This window comes from Massilia aurea, from assembly GCF_024753205.1.
In the GTDB taxonomy this organism is placed as follows: domain Bacteria; phylum Pseudomonadota; class Gammaproteobacteria; order Burkholderiales; family Burkholderiaceae_D; genus Telluria; species Telluria aurea.
In genome coordinates, this window is record NZ_JANUGZ010000003.1 from 678,774 (window position 1) to 698,548 (window position 19,775).

General features: G+C 62.0%; 12 protein-coding genes and 4 pseudogenes. 11 read left to right on the forward strand and 5 right to left on the reverse strand.

Going from position 1 to position 19,775, the window contains the following annotated elements:
- Window positions 1-134 precede the first annotated feature (134 nt).
- The 10 genes and pseudogenes from NX775_RS13575 to NX775_RS13615 all read left to right on the forward strand — a co-directional run.
- Window positions 135-1,373, forward strand: coding sequence for a porin (locus NX775_RS13575; RefSeq protein WP_258836488.1), 1,239 nt, complete (start codon window positions 135-137; stop codon window positions 1,371-1,373).
- A 9-nt stretch (window positions 1,374-1,382) separates the two neighbouring features.
- On the forward strand, window positions 1,383-1,784 hold the full coding sequence (locus tag NX775_RS13580; RefSeq protein WP_258836489.1) for a type 2 periplasmic-binding domain-containing protein: 402 nt from the start codon (window positions 1,383-1,385) through the stop codon (window positions 1,782-1,784).
- 66 nt (window positions 1,785-1,850) lie between these two features.
- Window positions 1,851-3,419, forward strand: a complete 1,569-nt coding sequence (locus NX775_RS13585; protein ID WP_258836490.1) for a methyl-accepting chemotaxis protein — start codon at window positions 1,851-1,853, stop codon at window positions 3,417-3,419.
- Window positions 3,420-3,720: 301 nt separating this feature from the next.
- The gene (gene pilB / locus NX775_RS13590) at window positions 3,721-5,445 is read left to right on the forward strand and encodes a type IV-A pilus assembly ATPase PilB (protein WP_258836491.1); all 1,725 of its coding nucleotides are present in this window, start codon (window positions 3,721-3,723) and stop codon (window positions 5,443-5,445) included.
- Between the two features lie 20 nt (window positions 5,446-5,465).
- Entirely contained in the window at window positions 5,466-6,698 is a 1,233-nt protein-coding gene (locus tag NX775_RS13595; protein ID WP_258836492.1) for a type II secretion system F family protein, read from the forward strand.
- Window positions 6,699-6,900: 202 nt separating this feature from the next.
- Window positions 6,901-6,993: pseudogene (locus tag NX775_RS24180) on the forward strand (IS5/IS1182 family transposase); the annotation flags it as partial.
- A 44-nt stretch (window positions 6,994-7,037) separates the two neighbouring features.
- A pseudogene (locus tag NX775_RS24185) lies at window positions 7,038-7,232 on the forward strand (IS5/IS1182 family transposase); the annotation flags it as partial.
- Between the two features lie 79 nt (window positions 7,233-7,311).
- Window positions 7,312-7,728, forward strand: a complete 417-nt coding sequence (locus NX775_RS13605) for a hypothetical protein (protein WP_258836493.1) — start codon at window positions 7,312-7,314, stop codon at window positions 7,726-7,728.
- On the forward strand, window positions 7,728-8,891 hold the full coding sequence (locus tag NX775_RS13610) for a KfrB domain-containing protein (RefSeq protein ID WP_258836494.1): 1,164 nt from the start codon (window positions 7,728-7,730) through the stop codon (window positions 8,889-8,891). Before NX775_RS13605 ends, NX775_RS13610 begins: the two co-directional genes overlap by 1 nt.
- 46 nt (window positions 8,892-8,937) lie before the next feature.
- Window positions 8,938-9,129 (forward strand): annotated as a pseudogene (locus NX775_RS13615) (type II secretion system F family protein); the annotation flags it as partial.
- A gap of 48 nt (window positions 9,130-9,177) precedes the next feature.
- Here NX775_RS13615 and NX775_RS13620 read toward each other — a convergent pair.
- Both NX775_RS13620 and NX775_RS24190 read right to left on the reverse strand, forming a co-directional pair.
- Window positions 9,178-9,777, reverse strand: coding sequence for a 4'-phosphopantetheinyl transferase family protein (locus NX775_RS13620; protein WP_258836495.1), 600 nt, complete (start codon window positions 9,775-9,777; stop codon window positions 9,178-9,180).
- Window positions 9,778-9,785: 8 nt separating this feature from the next.
- Window positions 9,786-13,816: pseudogene (locus NX775_RS24190) on the reverse strand (Pls/PosA family non-ribosomal peptide synthetase).
- A gap of 315 nt (window positions 13,817-14,131) precedes the next feature.
- Here NX775_RS24190 and NX775_RS13630 point away from each other — a divergent pair.
- Window positions 14,132-16,201 carry a hypothetical protein gene (locus NX775_RS13630; protein ID WP_258836496.1) on the forward strand — a complete coding sequence of 690 codons (2,070 nt, stop codon included), beginning with the start codon at window positions 14,132-14,134 and terminating at the stop codon, window positions 16,199-16,201.
- Between the two features lie 82 nt (window positions 16,202-16,283).
- Here the strand turns inward: NX775_RS13630 and NX775_RS13635 are convergent, their stop codons facing one another.
- The 3 genes from NX775_RS13635 to NX775_RS13645 form a co-directional block, all read right to left on the reverse strand.
- Window positions 16,284-17,309 (reverse strand): porin, encoded by a 1,026-nt coding sequence (locus tag NX775_RS13635; protein ID WP_258836497.1) that lies wholly within the window; start codon window positions 17,307-17,309, stop codon window positions 16,284-16,286.
- A 30-nt stretch (window positions 17,310-17,339) separates the two neighbouring features.
- The gene (locus NX775_RS13640) at window positions 17,340-18,044 is read right to left on the reverse strand and encodes a MarC family protein (protein ID WP_258836498.1); all 705 of its coding nucleotides are present in this window, start codon (window positions 18,042-18,044) and stop codon (window positions 17,340-17,342) included.
- Window positions 18,045-18,384: 340 nt separating this feature from the next.
- Window positions 18,385-19,773, reverse strand: a complete 1,389-nt coding sequence (locus tag NX775_RS13645; RefSeq protein WP_307732210.1) for a cytochrome c — start codon at window positions 19,771-19,773, stop codon at window positions 18,385-18,387.
- Window positions 19,774-19,775 lie beyond the last annotated feature (2 nt).

A 19,775-nucleotide genomic window follows, 5' to 3' on the forward strand; every position in this document is an offset into this window, starting at 1 on the left:
CCAAATGTCATAAAACTGTTGCCGTAAATATTGCCGTCTGGATAGAATAAATTCCAGTATGTACCGGCGCTCCTGCCTGCTGCCCTTGTCAGCGCCGTCGTTCCCAGCAGCTTACGTTTCAGCACACCCCTATTATGAAAAAAACAATGATCGCCAGTCTGCTGGCGCTGCCTCTGTGCGCGTCGGTCGCACAGGCACAGGAGAACGCCGTCAAAATCAGCGGCTTCGGCACCGCTGCCGCCACCTACGCGGATGACGACCGCGCCGAATTCGCCCGCCCGAACCAGGCCAGCGGCAGTGCGGGCGACTTCCGCACCGGTATCGATTCGAACCTCGGCCTGCAGGCTGACTACACCGTCAACGACTGGCTGTCGCTGACCGCGCAGGGCCTGGTGCGCAAGGATGCCGAAGAGGGTTATGGCGCCGAACTGAGCTGGGCCTTCGCCAAGTTCCGCATCTCGGATGAACTGAGCGTGCGCGTGGGCCGCGTCGGCCTGCCGATTTTCATGATCTCGGACTACCGCAACGTCGGCTATGCCAACACGATGCTGCGTCCGCCGTCGGAAGTGTATTCACAGGTGCCGTTCAACAGCGTCGATGGCGCCGACATCACCTGGCGCCATGAGTTCGGCAACACCAGCCTGACGACGCAGTTCGCCGCCGGCAGCACCAAGTCGCCGGTGACGAGCTTCCACGTGCGCGGCAAGGACATCCTGGCGCTGAACCTGGTGGCCGAAAACGGCCCGTTCACGCTGCGCGTCGGCCACGCCCGCACCAAGGTCACGCTCGACGACCTGCCATCGCTCAATACGCTGGTTGGCTCGCTGCGCGCGGCCGGCGCCGGCTATCGCCTGCCCCAGCTGACCGCGCTGGCAAGCGACGTGGAAGCCAAGGGCGACAAGGGCACGTTCAATTCGATCGGCCTGACCGCCGACTGGAACAACTTCGTGCTGCAGAGCGAATTTGCCAAGCGCAAGACCGAGACCTACATCAACGACACCACGTCGTGGTACGTGATGGGCGGCTACCGCATCGGCAAGTTCCTGCCGTACTACACGCGCTCGGAACTGAAGATCGACAGCACCATCAACAACACCGTGCCGACCGCCTGCCCTGCCGGCTTCCCGGCTGCCTGCACCCCGACCCTGCAGGCGCTGCGCGCCGGCGTGAACCGGATTGCCGTCTCGGGCGTCGGCCAGGGCGAGCAGACCACCGACACCATCGGCGTGCGCTGGGACTTCTACAAGTCGGCCGCGCTGAAGGTGCAGATCGACCGCATCAAGCCAACCGGCAGCGGCCTGTTCATCAATGTCAAGCCAGGCTTCTCCGGTCCTGTGACCGTCGGCGCCGTCGCCCTCGACTTCGTGTTCTAAGGAGCGACCATGAAAAAAATCATCATCGCTGCCTGCCTGAGCACCGTTTTCGCTGCATTGCCGGCCCTGGCCGAAGTGGTTGTCGTCGTCAATCCGAAGGCCGCCGAAAGCGCGCTGACCAAGGACCAGGTCGCCCAGTTCTTCCTGGGTAAATCGACGTCGATGACGCCGATCGACCAGCCCGACAACGCCCCGGTGCGCGCCGAGTTCTACAAGAAGGTCGCGGACAAGGACGCGGCCCAGGCCAAAGCACTGTGGTCCAAGCTGGTGTTTACCGGCAAGGCCACGATGCCGAAGGAAGTCGCCGACAGTGCGGGTGTCAAGGCCGCCGTCGCCGCCAACCCGAAGGCCATCGGCTACATCGACAAGAGCGCCGTCGATGCGAGCGTCAAGGTCGTCCTCACCCCATAAGCAAGCACTAACCACGCCCGCCACCGGCTCTGCGCCGCGTGGCGGGCGTTGTATCTGGAGACAAGCATGAGCATCAAGCGCAGGATCTGGGCACTGCCCATCATTTCCGCCATCATCTTCGGCCTGGGGGCCGGCATCAGCGCGACCATCGCGAACGGCGCCCTGAAGTCGATCACCACCACCGAATCGGTGGACTATCCGCTGATGGACACCGTCAAGGTCCTGTCGCTCGACATCGGCGCCGTCACCGTCATGCTGACCGATGCCGTCACCGAGAACGACAAGGCGCTCGTCGACCAGGCCAACAACCAGGCCGCCAAGGTGCGCACCGCACTCGACCAGCTCGCCAAGATCCCCGGCCAGCAAGCCACCAGCGCACGCCTGAATACCGAATTCACTGCTTACTACACGCCGGCACTGTCGTCGGCCCGCATCATGCTCGAGATGGAGCAAGGCGACCCGCAAGCCACCGTCGGCGCCATGCAGAAAGCGCTGGCCGCGCTCAATGCCGACCTGGCCAAGACGGCCGATCTGGCCCAGCGCCAGTTCGCGGCCGGCATCGAGGCCAGCCAGAACAGCGTGCGCCAGACCGTGATCGCGATGGTGCTGTCGGCCCTGATCGTGATCGCGGTGCTGGTGGCGATCTCGTGGTTCATGGTGCGCACCATATGGCAGCAGCTGGGCGGCGAGCCGGCCTATGCGCGCACGATCGCGCAGGCGGTGGCCGCCGGCGACCTGTCGATGGAGATTCACACAGACGCGGGCGACAGCAGCAGCCTGCTGGCCGCGCTGAAGGAAATGCGCAACCGCCTGTCGACGCTGGTGGGCGACATCAAGGCCTCGGCCGACGCCATCGCCAGCGCCAGCAGCGAGATCGCCAGCGGCAACGCCGACCTGGCCAGCCGCACCGAATCGCAGGCCTCGAACGTCGACCGCACCACGCGCGCAATGGCCGAGCTGACGGGCGAAGTGCGCCAGAATGCCGCCAATGCCAGCGAAGCCAGTGCGCTGGTGGTCACGGCCAACGAGATCGCCTCACGCGGCGGCGACGTCGTCGGCGGCGTGGTCACGACGATGGGCGACATCAGCGCCTCGTCGAAAAAGATCGTCGACATCATCGCCACCATCGACGGTATCGCGTTCCAGACCAATATCCTGGCCCTGAATGCAGCCGTCGAAGCGGCCCGCGCCGGTGAGCAGGGCCGCGGCTTTGCCGTGGTGGCCAGCGAAGTGCGCACACTGGCGCACCGCTCGGCAGCGGCGGCCAAGGAAATCAAGGAATTGATTGGCGACTCGGTCGCCAAGGTCGGCGCCGGCAGCGCGCTGGTGGACCAGGCGGGCGTGACGATGGCGCAGATCGTCGAGGCCGTGGGCAAGGTGCAAACCATCATGCTCGAGATCCGCGATGCTGGTACGCGCCAGAACGCAGGCATCGAAGACATCGGCCTGGCCATCGGCAGCATCGACGAGATGACGCAGCAGAATGCGGCACTGGTCGAGGAAGCGGCCGCCGCCGCCGAATCGCTGACCGGCCAGACCGACCACCTGACCGATGCGCTGGCCGTGTTCAAGCTTGCGCATGCGCCTGGCGTGACCGGCCCGGCATCGAGCACGCGCCTGGCGCTCACGCACTGACACGCATGCAATATCAGCGGGCTGAAGTGTTGCGAAAACCCAGCTTTGCAAGGCGACCACAACCGTAATAGCTTTACCAAGAGTGTTTCATCGCCGCCAAGACGGCTCACTCTGTAGCGCAACCGATGCGCGCAGCACCATGTGGACGATCCGGCATGCCATGCCAGATTGTCCACATGCCCGTCTTGCTGCACGTCACACCAAAACCTTTACAAAATTAGTGCCCATAGGCATCATCCATTGATCCGCCGGTGACTCTGGCGTCCTGGTCACTTTCCTGAGGTACCCACACCCGGCTCATATGGCAGCAGTCCTCCCTCATCCGACCACCGGCACACCGTTGTCGGGCCTTGCGCGCGCGCTCGTCCAGGCCAACCGCCTGAGCGCCGTGCAGGCGGACATGCTGCACAAGAAAGCCGCGCAGGAAAAGATTGCGTTCATCGATGCCCTCTTGGCCAGCGGCGCCATCGATGCACGTACGCTGGCTGCGTTTTGTGCCGAGACCTTCGGCTATCCGCTGCTCGATCTGTCGGCGTTCTCGGTGGGCGTGCTGCCCGCCAGCGCCATCGACGCCAAGCTGATGCAGGCCCAGCGCGTGATCGCGCTGGCCAAGCGCGGCAACAAGCTGTCGGTCGCGCTCTCCGACCCCACCAACAGCCAGGCACTGGACCAGATCAAGTTCCAGAGCGAGGCCACGGTCGAACCGGTGATCGTGCCGCACGACGCCCTGCTGGCTCTGCTGGCAGCCATTGCCAAGGGCGCCGAGCAGGACCTGAGCGACCTGGCCGGCGAAGAAGCTGCGATCGAGTTCGCGGACGACGACAAGGAAACCGCGCCACTCGAGGCGGCCAACGATGTCGAGGACGCGCCGATCGTGCGCTTCCTGAACAAGATCCTGATCGACGCGGTGACGATGGGTGCATCGGACATCCACTTCGAGCCATTCGAGAAGTTCTACCGCATCCGCCTGCGCGTGGACGGCGTGCTGCGCGACCACGCGTCGCCGCCGCTGGCGATCCGTGAAAAGCTGGTCTCGCGCATCAAGGTGCTGGCGCGCCTGGACATTGCCGAACGACGCGTGCCGCAGGACGGCCGCATGCGCCTGATCATGTCGGCCACGCGCACGATCGATTTTCGCGTCAGCACGCTGCCCACGCTGTTCGGCGAAAAGACCGTCATGCGTATCCTGGACGCGACGCAGGCCCAGATGGGCATCGACGCGCTCGGCTACGATCCCGACCAGAAGGCGCTGCTGCTCGACGCCATCGCCCGCCCCTACGGCATGGTGCTCGTGACCGGCCCGACCGGTTCCGGCAAGACCGTCTCGCTGTACAGCTGCCTGAACCTGCTCAACAAGCCGGGCATCAATATCTCGACCGCGGAAGACCCGGCCGAGATCAACCTGCCCGGCGTGAACCAGGTCAACGTCAACGAAAAAGCCGGCCTGACCTTCCCTGTCGCGTTGAAGTCTTTCCTGCGCCAGGATCCCGACATCATCATGGTCGGCGAGATCCGCGACCTGGAAACGGCCGACATCGCGATCAAGGCCGCGCAGACGGGCCACATGGTGTTCTCGACGCTGCACACGAACGATGCGCCGTCGACGCTGACGCGCCTGATGAACATGGGCGTGGCGCCGTTCAACATCGCCTCGTCGGTCATCCTGATCACGGCCCAGCGCCTCGCGCGCCGCCTGTGCACCTGCAAGCAGCCGCTCGAGACGAGCCACGAAGCGCTGCTTGCCGCCGGCTACCGCGAGACCGACATCGACACCACTTGGCAGCCGTACGGCCCGGTCGGCTGCGACCGCTGCCTGGGCTCGGGCTACAAGGGCCGGGTCGGCATCTACCAGATCATGCCGATCTCGCCCGCGATTGAGGCACTGATCCTGGGCAACGGCAACGCGATGGAAATCGCGGCCCAGGCCGAGAAGGAAGGCGTCAACTCGCTGCGCCGCTCGGGCCTCATGAAAGTCAAGCAAGGCCTGACCAGCGTCGAAGAAGTCCTCGGCTGCACCAACGAATAAGACCCTGAACAGGAACTCCCATGGCAACTTCCCTATCCCCCAAGAGCCGCGGCGCACAGGTCAAGGAGAACGTGTACGCGTGGGAAGGCAAGGACAAGACCGGGCGCACCGTGCGCGGTGAAGTGCGCGCCGGTGGCGAAGCGATCGTCAACGTGACCCTGCGCCGCCAGGGCATCATGGTCACCAAGGTCAAGAAGAAGGTCTACCGCAGCGGCAAGAAGATCACGGACAAGGATCTGACCATGTTCACGCGCCAGCTCGCGACCATGATGAAAGCCGGCGTGCCGCTGCTGCAATCGTTCGACATCGTCGGCAAGGGCCACGGCAACCCGTCGATGGCCAAGCTGATCCAGGACCTGCGCAACGACGTCGAGACCGGCACGAGCCTGAACCGCGCGTTCCGCAAGTTCCCGCTGTACTTCGATCCGCTGTTCTGTAATCTGGTCGGGGCCGGTGAACAGGCCGGTATTCTGGAAGACCTGCTCACGCGCCTGGCGATCTACAAAGAGAAAACGCTCGCGCTCAAGGGCAAGATCAAGTCGGCGCTGACCTATCCGATCGCGATCCTGGCCATCGCCTTCATCGTCACCGCCGTGATCATGATCTGGGTCGTGCCGGCCTTCAAGCAGGTGTTCGAAAGCTTCGGCGCCGACCTGCCCACGCCGACCCTGGTGGTGATGGCAATCTCGGACTTCTTCGTCACCTGGTGGTATTTGATTTTCGGCTCGATGTTCGCCACCGGCTACTTCTTCTTCCAGGCCTGGCGCCGCTCGCTCAAGATGCAGCAGGCGATGGACCGCCTGCTGCTGCGCCTGCCCATCTTCGGCCCCGTGATCCGCAAGGCCACCATCGCGCGCTGGACCCGTACGCTGGCCACGATGTTCGCAGCCGGCGTGCCGCTGGTGGAAGCGCTCGACTCGGTCGGCGGCGCATCCGGCAATGCCGTCTACCTGGAGGCGACGCGCAAGATCCAGAACGAGGTCAGCACCGGCACCAGCCTGACGGCGTCGATGCAGAATGCCGACGTGTTCCCGAACCTGGTGATCCAGATGGTGCAGATCGGCGAAGAATCCGGCTCGCTCGACGCCATGCTGGGCAAGGTCGCCGACTTCTTCGAGGAAGAAGTCGACGAGGCTGTCGCGGCGCTGTCGTCGCTGATGGAGCCGTTGATCATGGTGATTCTGGGCGTGCTGATCGGCGGGCTGGTGGTTGCCATGTATTTGCCGATCTTTAAGCTGGGGTCTGTGGTGTAGGTGATGCCTGCTCCAGGTGGCTTTTTTGCAATCGACCGACAGCTCACCGGTCGATTGCAGGCCCGGGCCAAACTGACGGCATGAGTGCACCAGCAAAACCGAAGTACAGAACGACTAACCCTCGAACACGACAACACCGCGATGAAGGCGCGGGGCTTCCTGCCTGTCTGGTTAAACAAGAGCATGTACTGTCCTGCAGACAGAGATCGTCGCCAGCATCAGCGGCGATGGCGCCTGCGACAGCAAGGGTTGTCACCAAGCCATTGCGAAACGTGGAGCGCAGGCGATCATCCTGCTCGCAACAGCGCCAAGTCACGCACGGACAGCGCCTGGCAGGAAATCCCGAAGAAGTGGCGCGCCTGTCACCAGTGAAGCTGTGTCGCGACCAGGATACGATGCTCCAAGCTGCTGGTTGAACGCCTGGTGGCGCGTGACTTCGACCACCAGATGGCCGATTGGCAGGTCCATGCAGCTATCCTCAATCGGTTCCTCAGGTTGGGCACACCCACAACTGCGAACGTGACCATGCCATAATTCCAACTGGGTTCCGGCAATGACGAACTCGGCTAGTTATGCACGAATGCCTTTGCGATCCTATAACAAGATTGGAAAAATGATGAGCTTTATCCGTGAAAATATTTCAGAAGCTGATATTGTTGCCTATGGATTGAGGGAAATTAACGAAGATTTATTTGTTGTAGGATTCGGGAATGGATGGGTTATTGACCGGGAACGCAATATTTATCTGCGCTGGATACGTCTTGATAAAGAAAGTCCATCCACGATGACCTTTACGTTTTTCTGGAAGGGTGTTTTACTTGAAATTGATTTAATTTCCAGCTCTCCGAATGACGCGACGTTTGAGGACAACACGACCTGGACACTTGCCCACCCGCCGCTCGACTTGCCGCCGGCGCTGGAAATGCACCGGCAAGAAATTCTCGCGGATTTGCGCAGCGCGCTCTCTGCCTACGGTAGTTTCGGAATGTCGTCACGCAGCACACATCACCACGCAACGATTGCATTCTAATGCAAAGCCGTACCCAATACTCGGCAGAGACCGCTATAGAGAATCTGAGCAAGTATCCTGAACGTTTCAATAATCCGGAAGCGTTCAGGGACTTGGCTCGTGGAATTTCCGTGGACACGCCAGGCAACGTCACCTTGCTCTACAGTGGCATGCTGAATGCCGACGTCTCAAGCAATAATCTTGCTTTAGCTCTTGCGAGGCAGCACAAGGACGTGCGTTTGATTGACAAGACGGAAGCAGCGAAATTTCTCGCATCCGATGAATGCATCAATGCAGTGGCCAATATACATGGAACTACGCCGAAGAAAGTCCGTGAGGATTACAGCGATCCAGGTAACAAGTTTTTATTTGACGGCAAGGAAGGCCTGTGGGCTGCCACATCAGAGCGCTTCGTGAAAAATACTGCTACGGAACTCGTTACAGCAACGCCCTATGCGCGAGGTGATCGAGTATTCGCACAAGTTGAATTAAAAGAAGCTTTGAGTAACAAGCGGGTTCCGTCCATTAATGGCATGCCAATGGAGTTATTCAAAGAGATTCATAGAACTACAGGATCATTGGAAGAAGTAAATAGGGCAGTTGCTGCGACGTCATATGATCGGATGCAAGGAGTGCAGGTGGCGGTACTGAACGCCAGGGTTACCGCAGTCCATACCGGTTCTTTTATCGACCGTCCCACGCCCACCCTTACTGCTGACCAGCAGGTGAAATTGAAGCCTCTCCTCGATCCAGCAAGGGCGATAGAATTTGCGGAAGGGCGACAACTGATGATCGATGCCAAGCTCAAGCTGAAAACCGTGGAGCGCAAGGATAATCGAATCGATTCCCTTGCTAAAGATCTATTGCAGACGTCCGCAAAAGCGGCGGCACAAGTCGGCGCAGACGGCAAAGTAAGCGTCACATTATCGAATACGACGTACAACCTTTCAAATGCGGAAAAGCCGGCGAAATCAGGCGTCACCAGATCCTTTGAAGGAACCGTCGTGCATGTCGATAAAAAACATGCTTATCAAATCCAGGAAAATGAAAGAGGAAAAGCGAGTCTGATTCGTCATGACTTGACACTTTATAATAATCCGCCTGCGCCTGGCATGCGGACGCGGGTGGATTATGTACGAGGAGTCGGGGAAGTTAAGGGACGAGAACAAGATTTGCAACGGTAAGCACAAGTTTTCTTTGGTGGACGGAACCTGTGCTGACCAATGGCGCGGCGAAGCATCCGGCTTGCTCGACGCCATGCTGGGCAAAGTCGCCGACTTCTTCAAGGCAAAATTCGACGAGGCCACGGCGGCGTTGTCGTCGCTGATGGAGCCGTTGATCATGGTGATTCCGGGCATGCTGACCGGCGGCTTGGTGGTCGCGATGTATGTGTCGATCTTTAAGCTGGGTTCGGTGGTGTAGGCAAGTTGAGCGATGACTTCTGCCAAAAGGTCAGCAGAATCAATGCCATTAAACCGATGCTACTGCCGGCAGCGCGACATAACCCATATAGCCTTCCGGCAGCGCCAGCGCAAAGCAGCGGCACGCCTGCAGCGCAACGGCGCGCTCGTCGCACCACTCGCTTAGCTGCAGGCCGAGGCACTTCAGGCGGGCCTCGTGTTCGCTCCATGCATGCGCAAACGCGGCATCCCGCTCGCCATTGGGTCGGGCTGCCAGCTTACGGGCTGCTTCCGGCCCCAGATAATCGCGCGCCACGGATTCCCAGTCCGGCACCGGCACGATGGACATCACGTCGATGCCAACCGCACCATTGAAGGAATACGCCGCTACCGAAATGTCGCCGTCATGGCTGATCGACAGCGCAACCCGCTGATCCCCCGCGTCCAGCGCCACCACCGCCCAGGGCGCTACGCCCTGCGGCGAATGCAGTGCGATTCGGCCAGCATCGATGCCGAAATGCTCGGCCAGCGCCATTGTCAGCGCGGCGCGGATGCGCAGCCGGGCCGCTTCTCGGTCTGACTGCCCATGTACGCCCAGCAACGCCAGGCCAGGTGGTACAGCAAGTGGGAAACCGCTGGCGTCGCCGTCCCAGCAAATAGCCAGCGGCATCACCACGCTCACCCCGCAGCCCGCAAGGGCGCCGCAGGCAGACCAACCCAGCTCGTTGCGGCCGGAATATGCTCGCCTTTCATCACCAAGGTGAGGGGTCCCAGGCGCGCGTTATCCCCCACCCGCGCGCTGTACAGCACTGCGCTGCGCGGGCCGAGGTAGACCTTGCTGCCGATATCGACGCGGTCGATCTTCATCACCCGGTCTTCGAACAAGTGGGTCTGCGGACAGGACAGCGCATTGAGTTCGCTATGGTCGCCAATGTGCACGCAGTCGAACTCCGTGATGTCGGTGGTGTCCATGTACACGCCCTTGCCGATGTGGCAGCCGAGCAGGCGGAACGCGACCGGCAGCCATGGCGTGCCGCGCAGGTAGCGCATGAAGTTGGGCACCGCAATGCCTTCGTACATATTGGTGACGCCTTCGGACAGCCAGACGAACGGCGTCCACATCGGCTCCGCGCGCTTCTCGTAGCGGCCCAGTAACAGCCACTTGAAGGCCAGCACGAACAGGTAGTTACCGATGCCGTAGGCCAGCCCGATCAACGCCAGGTAGGCAATGACGGCGCCCCAGTGCCCTGCCCCCGCGATCGGCATCAGATCCAGCACCACCGTGTAGCCGACCGTAATCACCATGGCATGCGGCGCCACGATGCGGAAGGCTTCCACCAGCGAGCGGCCCAGGCGGCGTAGTAGCGATGGCTTGTAGGTCAGGTGCTCCGGATAACCGCCGACCTGCTCGCGCGCCGGCAGGCGGATCGGGGGCGAGCCGAGCCACGTGTCGCCGGCCGTCATGCGCTCGTTGTCCGGGGCGTGGGTGTGCACGCCCACCAGCACGCCCTCTGGCAGGATGGTGCCGTCCGGGATGTAGCTGCCGTTGCCGACGAACGAGCGGTTCGACACCACCGTAGGTTGCATCGTCATCCAGCCGCCATCGACATGTTCGTCGCCCAGCATCACGGCGTCGGCAATGAAGGTTTCATCGCCCAGCGTCAGCATGTCCGGGACCACGCCCAGCGCGGTGGAAATCTCGGCATCCCGCCCGACCTTGGCGCCCAGCAGGCGGTACCAGAACGGCGCATACACGGTAGCGTAGATGCCGTGCAGGACGTTCAGGCTCGACTCCTGGATGTGGCTGACCAGCCACTTCTTGCAATAGGCGTTCGAGTGGACAGCGTAGCGGCCCGGCTGGATGCGCGGCAGGAAGCCCCAGCGGATCGCCGCCGACACCAGCATGGTCAGGAACACCAGCACGGCACTGGCCGGCAAGGCCAGCACGAAATAGCGTACCAGCTGCCCTTCGATGGTGCTCGCCTGCAGCCAGGCCAGCGCACCGCGCTCGTCGAACCAGTCGATCAGCACGAAGCTCGGGAACACCGGCATGAAGAACAGCGTCGCCACCAGCAGGATGCCGAAGACGAAGAACAGCGCTTCGCCTGCGCGGCGCAGCTGGCCCGTGTGCGGGCGCGGCGGTAGTGCCGATGGATCGAATGCGTGGGCATCGCGTGCCGGAGAGCCCTTCCAGACGCGGTTCGCGGGCACGACACCACCGTCCTGCAGCGCCGACTGGCCCTCCAGATGGCCATGCCGCTCCACGAGGGTGTTCCCTTCCAATATGGCGTACGACGACACGAAGGCATCGTCTTCGAGCGTGACACGCCCCAGAAGCAGGCGGCCGCGTTCCACGCGCGCGTTCTCGATATTGACGGCATTGCCGATGCTGACGTTGTCGCCGAACTGCAGCAGTTCGGGCGCGCGCACCGTCATCGAGCCGATCACGACATCGTCGCCATTTTCGCGCCCAAGAGGCGCAACCACCAGGTGTACAGCGACGACCCGGCCAGCAGGTAGGTGGGCGCCCCATCGATCAGGCGGTCGGCCAGCCACCAGCGATAGTACGTCATGCCCCACAGCGGGTACGAGCCAGGCTTGAGCCGCCCGGCGACGAGCCATTTGCCGCCAATCGCCAGCACGAACTCCATGACCGTCGCCAGCAGGAACACGCCGATCGCTGCCGCAACTGCCCGGGGGACGCTGTCGCCGGGCGCGCCGGTCATGGAGTGGTACGCGAAGAACGGCGCTAGCCATTGCGCCATGCGCAGCGTCACCAGCAGCGGAAACACCGCCAGCTGGGCCAGGCCGCAGACCCAGCGTCGCACTGCGGGCGGCGGGGTCCAGTCGGCCTCCATCGCCGCCGTTCCCGCGCCCTGATCGATGCTGGCCGCGATCGCGCCAACCTGGCGCTTCTGGTAGATGTCGCCCACCGTCATGTGGGCAAAGCGCGGATCCTGGCGCAAGGCGCTTGCCAGGCGGGCGGCAAAAAACGAGTGGCCGCCCAGGTCGGAGAAGAAATCCTGCTCGCGCCGGATCGGCTGCCCCGGGAACAGCTGGGCAAGGGCCGCGAACAAGGCAGTCTCCCCCGCGGTTTCCGGCGCGTCCGATGCCGCCAGGTCGCCCGGCAGCGGCGCGCTCAGTGCCATGGCCTTGAGCGCCTTGCGGTCGATCTTTCCTGAGGTTAGGCGTGGCATGACCGCGAGAACTTCGAAGCGGCTCGGCACCATGTAGGGCGGCAGGCGGCCGGACAGCGCCGTGCGCAACGTGGCGCTCGCAAGCTGTTCGTCGGTCGCACCCGGCGTCGGCACCAGATAGGCCACCAGACGGTCGATGCCATCGTCCTTGCGCAGCAGGACGGCGGTGGTACCGATGCCGTCCTGCTGGGCCAGCACAGCCTCGATCTCGCCCAGTTCCACGCGAAAACCGCGGATCTTGACCTGATCGTCGGTACGGCCCAGGCACACCACCTGCCCGTCCGGTTCGATGCGCGCGAGGTCGCCCGTGCGGTACAGGCGCGCATCGTCGCTGCCGCAGGCCCATGGGTTGGGCAGGAATTTTTCGGCAGTTAGATCAGCGCGCCCCAGGTAGCCGGCAGACAGGCCGGGACCGGTGATGCACAGCTCCCCGGTATCGCCGCGCGGCAGGATCTGCAGGCCCTTGTCGGTCTCGGTCGAAATGACCAGCAGGCCATAGTTCGGCAGCGGATCGCCGATGGTGATCGTGCGTCCCGGTTCCATGCGCGCCAGGCTGGCCGAGACCGTCGCTTCGGTCGGGCCATAGGTGTTGAACATGACACGGCCGGGCCGGGAGAAGCGCTCGACCACGGCTTCCGGGCACATCTCGCCACCCAGATTGATGATGCGCAGGCTCGCGACATCCTGGGCGAACAGGGACAGCAGGGTCGGTACCGCATGCAGCACGGTGACGCCGTTTTCCGCGAGCAGGCGCGGCAGCGCTTCCGGATCGCCTGCGGCTTCCTTGGGGCCGAGCCAGAGCGTCGCGCCGACCAGATAGGAAATCCAGATCTCTTCGAAGGACATGTCGAAGGCGACCGAAAATCCCTGGTAGACACGGTCGTCCGCACGCACGCCCAGCACCGCGTTTTCGCTGCGCAGGAAGTGGCAGATGCTGCGCTGGTCGATCAGGATGCCTTTCGGCTTGCCGGTCGACCCCGACGTGTAGATCACATAGGCCGGCGCGCTCCCCGGGACCACGCCGCGGCGCTTGAGCACGTAGCCGTCGGTTGCGGGCAGCAGCAGGTGCTCGGCCATGTGGATGGGTTGGGTAATACTGCCAAGGCGCTCGCGCATCCGTTCGCTGGCCACCAGCGCCGGCGAACCGGCGTCCGTCATGCAGACCAGCAGGCGCTCGGCCGGCGTGTCTTCGTCGACCGGCAGCCAGGCGGCCCCGGTCTTGGCGATCGCCGCCTGCATGATCAACAGGTCGATCCCACGTGGCATCCACAGGCCGACGATATCGCCTGGCCCGATGCCGGAGTCGATCAGGCGCGAGGCGGCCAGGCTGGCCTGCTCGTCGAGTTCGCGGTAGCTGAGCTGGCGTGCGCCGGACACAAAGGCGGGCTGGTCGGGCGCACGCTGCGCGCTGGCTTCGAGCAGGTCGGCCAGGATTTCATCGCGCAGCAACTCGGGCTGGTGGGGTCCGTACAGGATGTCGGGATGCTGCGTCGAGGAAATAGAATTTTTCATCGACACCACATAAGGCTGAGATGCATTTACGCAAGGCAGTTGTAAAACAAAAATTCCCGCACCACCACCTTTCATCGGTTTTTACAACGACAGGCTGACCTTCCCTCAAATAGGTGCATTAAGCTTTTTTATATTTGACTTCTTCATATGTTGTAAAAAAACAATCGGAACCAAGTGCTGTAAATATTGATGGAAAAACAATTTGATTAAGGTCAAACTAGTTCTGTAAATACACCAAGGGAGGCTTACATGAGAACCAAATGGATCGGATCCACACTCTTTTTGCTGTGTTGCTGCCTATTGGCGAGCGGTTGCGTGACCCACATCCAGAAGTCGCTGGACCGCTCGGTCATGATCGCGCAGCGATGCGCAGATATCGAAGAAGCTGTACCAAATCGCAAAGATGTGGAAAGCGACCTGTTGAACGCCATCTCCATGCGCTTGGTAGCCACCTGCGCCGACGGCAATCAGAGCTGTGTGGGTTCGACGTCAATAACGGCGCCACCTAATCCCATGACTTTTGCCGGAAACCTGCTCGCAAACTTGGAACAGCACCATACGATTCTGCTCTCTATAAATCACCAGTTTTCAGAAACCAATAAGAGCACACTCAGGTCGTTCCGAAACGAACAGGAAAGCCTTCGAAACGAACTGATCCAAACTCAAAACGATATCCCCAAAGCCCTGAATGCGCTGTATGGCGAGTTAAGGAATGCAAAGATAGTGCTTGATGAGTCGCTATCGAAAGCGCACGCGTGCGAACGTCGCACAAACTGCGTTGCCGCTCTTGGCCGGAAGTTGGCGACGATCCGACCGACGTTGGACAAAAAAGTCGGCGACCTCCATCAAAAGATACGAGATTTTTCTGCCCTTGCACGACGCTCACAACGTCTTGCAGAGAACACAGCATCTCTTCTAGAGCAGTTCGGCGAGACACTCACGACGACCGCAACAATGGAACAGCAAGCGATCAAGAACACGAGCAATCAGCTGAAACGCGACACAGCCAACCTTGTCGCCAGCAGCGCCTTCATGGAGCAGCGGCTGGAAGCTGGCGCCCGGGCGCTCGACAGTCTGTTCTCACTGGAAGTCCAAGTCGCTGCGGCTGATCTCATGGCGACGAGACTATACGAAAAAGTGGCCGACAAAATGGTTGTCGGTATAGATCGCCTGTTGTCGCAAGTAGATCGGACCATCGACAAGGTGGATGAGCACGCATATGGCGCCGCCACGCTCGGAACCTATCTTTTCGAAGATAAGATACAGAATAAATTCGATGGGGTGTTCACCACCTATATTGCCGACCGTTTACCAAAAAACAGCAATACGGCGAAGCTTGCTTTCATGGCCGCGACCTGCAAACGCCTGGTGCCCGACGACGATAATGTGGCCAAAAATGCGTCGCTGTTCTCGCCCTTTGTGTTTGCTGCCCTCATCCGTATGCAGGTGGATCTGGAGGGCGGCAAGAGGTCACTGGAAAGCGTTCGCAAGGAATGGGAACAAGGCTTAATTTACACGGGCCACAAATCAGTGGAGGCCGAGCAAAAATCGGACACGACCTTCCTCGGTCTTGTCGCCGAGGCGTATCGTGTTGAGTCCTCCACGGACGGGGGTGGACAAAAAGCCCCTTCAATCCTGCAGCAGGTGGCATTGTGCGCCAACGTGGAGCAGCAACTCGCGGCGACCGAGCAACTGACCCACAAAGAACTGAAAGAACGCTCATGGGCGGCATGCGGAAAGGCTGTGATGAGTGCGACGTTGATCGGCCAAGGGCTGCCCGACGCCGCGAATCCTGCACTTGCCCACCAGGCGATCGAAAAAGCGAAATTGGACCCGCCTGCGTCGCGGCCGGCAGGGCAACCTGGTGCAGAGGATGCTGCTGCCTGGCGCCAGGCCATGGAGGCAGTGCTTGCCGCCACCGCCCCAAAGCAGCCATCACACTTCGAGCGGCTGTGCCAACGCATCCGCAGTGGCACGCCAGCGCTCCGCTGCCAACCAAGCGTATCAGGCGATACGGTAACACTGGACTTCGACTCCAGCTTCGCTATCAGCAAGGCTGAGGACCGGGCACTGGAAATGCAGATTGCCCAACTCGCCGACGTACTGGGTGAGGAGCAGCAGGTCTATATCTTCACAGTGTACGGTTATGCTTCCGCCAGTGCCTATCCTTGCCGCCGCTCGATAGCTCGCAAGCCCTCTCCCTGCGACGAAAAGAAGAATTATGCTTTAGCAAAGTCGCGTGCTGACTGGGCGATAAACGTACTGAGGAAGCGGCTACAACACCGTTTCGTCTCGGGCAGCGATACCGTTGGCCTGTTCAACCCGCTGAGCTTTGACACGCCAGAGGACCGGCGTATCCGGATGAAGGTCGCTTTGCAAAATTGAACAAGCTGCAATGCGCGCATAGATCAGCAAGGTCACCTGCGCAGGAATTGCCGGCAATTTTCTGGCATCCCTGCGCGCCGCCTCAAAAATCGTAACGCAGCCCCACTGCCAGCGCACGACCACCACGCACACCGCCATCCACGTCCGCCAGGCCGCCACGGCGCGTCGTCAGCGCCGCCGTTTCAGCTTCACGATACAGCTCGGCAAACAACCTGGCGTCGCGCGACAACGCGTAATCGATGCCGAGATGGATGATCTCGTCACCGTAGTTGTCCACCTTGGCGAGCATCAGCTTGATCGTGCTCTTGCCCAGCGCATAGTGGCCGTACAGATTGATGGCGCGGTTGCCATCGGTCGAGAAGCTGCCTGGCTGGCGGTTGCCCGTCTCGAATGCCTCGTACTTCACTGCGAGATACAGGGCGTCGGCCTGATGGCTCAGCGTGACGCCGTAGATGCGGTTCTTGCCATAGCCCGCGTCGCCCCGGTCATCGACGCCTGCCGCCAGGCGGGTGTCGCCGCGGACATACGTGGCCACTGCCTGCCAGCGGCGGTCGTCGATGCGCGAAGTCGAGCGGCGGTTACCGCTGCTGGGCGCATAGCCTGCGCCAAACGACAGGCCGTTGTAGTCGGGGGTCGTGTACGCCAGCGTCTTGGCTACCCGGAACACGGTGTAGGTCGCATAGCCACTGTAGTAGGTGCTGAACATGTCCACCGGCGCCGCCACCGCGTTGTAGTAAGGCATCCATTGCTGGCCGTAGGTGAGCGCGCCGAGGGTGCCCTTCACCCCGACGCTGGCGATGCGGATGTTTTCATCCTGGTCGTAGGGATCGCGCAGCCTGGCGTTGGCGACATCGACCGGCAGTTCGACCTGTCCGACGAGCGCCAGATCTGCATTGATCGGGTATTTGCCGCTGACGCCCACGCGTGAATATGCGTCGCGCAGGCCAGTGTAGGAATCAGCACGATCTGGGTGGACCGATTCGACCTGGGTGCGCAGCGAGCCGTAGAAATCGAACTCCGGCGTGTCCTGTGCAAACGCGGCGCTGCCGCAGAGAGAGCCCGACAATGCAAACGCCATGCAGGCAGGTGTGGTGGTAAGGAAAGTCATCGATGGTCTCCAAAGGTCAGGACCATAAGGTCAAATTAAAGCGGCAAGATGGGTGGCTACTGGCATCAGACTGAGCACCAGTTCGCGCACCCCGTCCCAGACGATCTGCACGCCCAGACACAGCAGGATGAACGCGGTCAGGCGCAGGAAGACGGCGGTGCCGGCTTCGCCGATCAGGCGCAGGAAATGTTCGCCGTAGCGGAACGCAAGGTACAGCAGCACGCCAATCAGGCCGAGGGCGAGCAAGGCGCCGCCCATGCGCGCTAGTGAAAACACCACCTTGACATCATGCAGGGCCACACCGACGGTGATGGCGACGGCGATCGAGGCCGGGCCACAGCTGATCGGGAAAGTCAGCGGATAAAAGGCCTGGCGCTGGGCGTGCTCCGGCGTGAAGGTCTCGGCCAGGGAGGCCCGGCTGTCGGGCGTGGCAGGCGTCGCCCCGAGCAGGCGCCAGGCGACGGAGGCCAGGATCAGGCCGCCGCCAATACGGACGATGGGGAGCGAGATACCGAAAAAATCGAGGACGTACGAGCCGATCAGCATCGAACCGGCCATCAGCCAGAACATGTTGCGGGCGATGCGGCGTGCCAGCAGCGCCCGGATCGTCGGCGAGGCGCCTTCGGTCAGGCTCAGGAAAATCGGCGCGGTTGCGGCCGGATTAAGGATTGGCAACATCGTTACCAGTACAAACAGGAAGCTCCTGGCTGCCACCAGAATAAGTTCGATCGTCATGGATAATCCGGCAGCCCCGTCAGGCTGCACCTCGGTTGCCAGCGCATGGGGTCGCTGGCGTGGTGGTTGTTTACGTGCACACCTTCAAGCGAAACACGACGCGTGCCAATGTGGAACCTGCCGGTGTTACGGGGGCTCTTAGTCTCACAGCATAAACTGTACAGGAAGGTCGGGCGGGATGGACACACGCCTAGCGTCGCTCCGTGGTGTGCGGAGGTGCGTTGAACGCGTGGACGGGAAACCCGCCCACCCTACCCGTGAAAAAAAGCGGCGCCGCCAGCACCGGATCACGTGAATGACCCTGTACCGACGGCGCCGCCGTCACGCTACCCTCACACGTTTAGTGCTTGGTATCGCCCTTGTCCATCTCGTGGATCTCGTGGTCCTTCAGTGCCTTGCGTACCTTGGCCACATCGGCTGCACCGACTGGCGCGGCCTTGTTACCCCAGGCATTGCGCACGAAGGTGGTCAGGTGCGCCGTCTCTTCGTCCGACAGACGCCATGCGAAGCCCGGCATGCCCAGTTCCGATGGCGCCGTTTTGGTCGATGGCAGGCGTGCGCCGGCCAGGATCACACGGATCAGCGAGCTCGGGTCCTGCTGCAGCACGGTCGGGTTGCCCGGCAGCGCAGGGAACACATTGCCCGAGGCCTTGCCGTCGACACGGTGGCAGGCCGAGCAATTGTCCAGATACAGCTGGACACCGCGCTGGCTGTCGTCGCCGCTCATGATGGCGTCGACCGTCGCCGTGCTGGCCGTGAAGCTGGCTTTCTTGTTGCCCGTGGCCGGCAGCGTCTTGAGGTAGCCTGCCATCGCGCTCAGGTCGTCATCCGTCATGTTCTGCGTGCTGTGCAGGACGACGTCCTGCATCGGCTCGCCGAGCACGCCCGAATGGCTGTTGCGACCGGTCTTGAGGGTATCGACGATATCCTTCTCGCTCCAGTTGCCCATGCCGTCGACCTTGTCGCCACGCAGGTTCACCGCGAGCCAGCCGTCGATCAGCGGACCGCCAGCCAGGTACTCGGGACCCGACTCGTCCAGCGCCAGCTCATTGAGCGTGGCGGCGCGCGGGGTGTGGCAGGTGCCGCAGTGACCCAGGCTCTGGACCAGGTAGGCGCCGCGTGCAATGCGCTGGTCGGCGTACTTCGACAGGTCCATCGGGCCCTGCACCGGCACGAAGGTCTTGCGCCAGATGCCGAGCGGCCAGCGGATCGACAGCGGCCAGCGGATGTCGGCCGCGCGGTTCGCGGCGCTTGCCGGCGCCACGCCGTGCATGAAGTAGGCGTACAGCGCGCGCAGGTCGTCGTCGCTCATGCGGGCATACGACGGGAACGGCATCGCCGGATACAGCGTGCCGCCGGTCGGCGTGATGCCGTGGCGGATCGCGCGATCGAAATCGTCCAGCGTGTAGTTGCCGATACCGGTCGTCTTGTCCGGCGTGATGTTCGTCGAGTACATATTGCCGATCGGCGACTGGATCACGCGGCCGCCCGCGAAGGCTTTGCCGCTTGGCGCCGTGTGGCAGGCGATACAGTCCGAGGCGGTGGCGACATAGCGCCCCTTCTCGATCAGGCCGGCATCAGGCTTGGCGCCGGCCGCAAGTTGCGGACCGGGTTCGATCTTGCGCGTCTCGGTCGGTGCAACGGCGTAGCCGTACATGCCGGCAAACACCAGCGCGCCAACGATGCCAAGGGTCAGGAGGACTTTTTTCACAGGTTTTTTCGTCGTCATCT

Excerpts from the sequence above, each read along its gene's own strand:
- NX775_RS13575 (WP_258836488.1), top strand. The coding sequence starts at position 135 with ATGAAAAAAACAATGATCGCCAGTCTGCTGGCGCTGCCTCTGTGCGCG.
- NX775_RS13580 (WP_258836489.1), top strand. The coding sequence starts at position 1,383 with ATGAAAAAAATCATCATCGCTGCCTGCCTGAGCACCGTTTTCGCTGCA.
- NX775_RS13585 (WP_258836490.1), top strand. The coding sequence starts at position 1,851 with ATGAGCATCAAGCGCAGGATCTGGGCACTGCCCATCATTTCCGCCATC.
- pilB (WP_258836491.1), top strand. The coding sequence starts at position 3,721 with ATGGCAGCAGTCCTCCCTCATCCGACCACCGGCACACCGTTGTCGGGC.
- NX775_RS13595 (WP_258836492.1), top strand. The coding sequence starts at position 5,466 with ATGGCAACTTCCCTATCCCCCAAGAGCCGCGGCGCACAGGTCAAGGAG.
- NX775_RS13605 (WP_258836493.1), top strand. The coding sequence starts at position 7,312 with ATGATGAGCTTTATCCGTGAAAATATTTCAGAAGCTGATATTGTTGCC.
- NX775_RS13610 (WP_258836494.1), top strand. The coding sequence starts at position 7,728 with ATGCAAAGCCGTACCCAATACTCGGCAGAGACCGCTATAGAGAATCTG.
- NX775_RS13620 (WP_258836495.1), bottom strand. The coding sequence starts at position 9,777 with ATGCCGCTGGCTATTTGCTGGGACGGCGACGCCAGCGGTTTCCCACTT.
- NX775_RS13635 (WP_258836497.1), bottom strand. The coding sequence starts at position 17,309 with ATGACTTTCCTTACCACCACACCTGCCTGCATGGCGTTTGCATTGTCG.
- NX775_RS13640 (WP_258836498.1), bottom strand. The coding sequence starts at position 18,044 with ATGACGATCGAACTTATTCTGGTGGCAGCCAGGAGCTTCCTGTTTGTA.
- NX775_RS13645 (WP_307732210.1), bottom strand. The coding sequence starts at position 19,773 with ATGACGACGAAAAAACCTGTGAAAAAAGTCCTCCTGACCCTTGGCATC.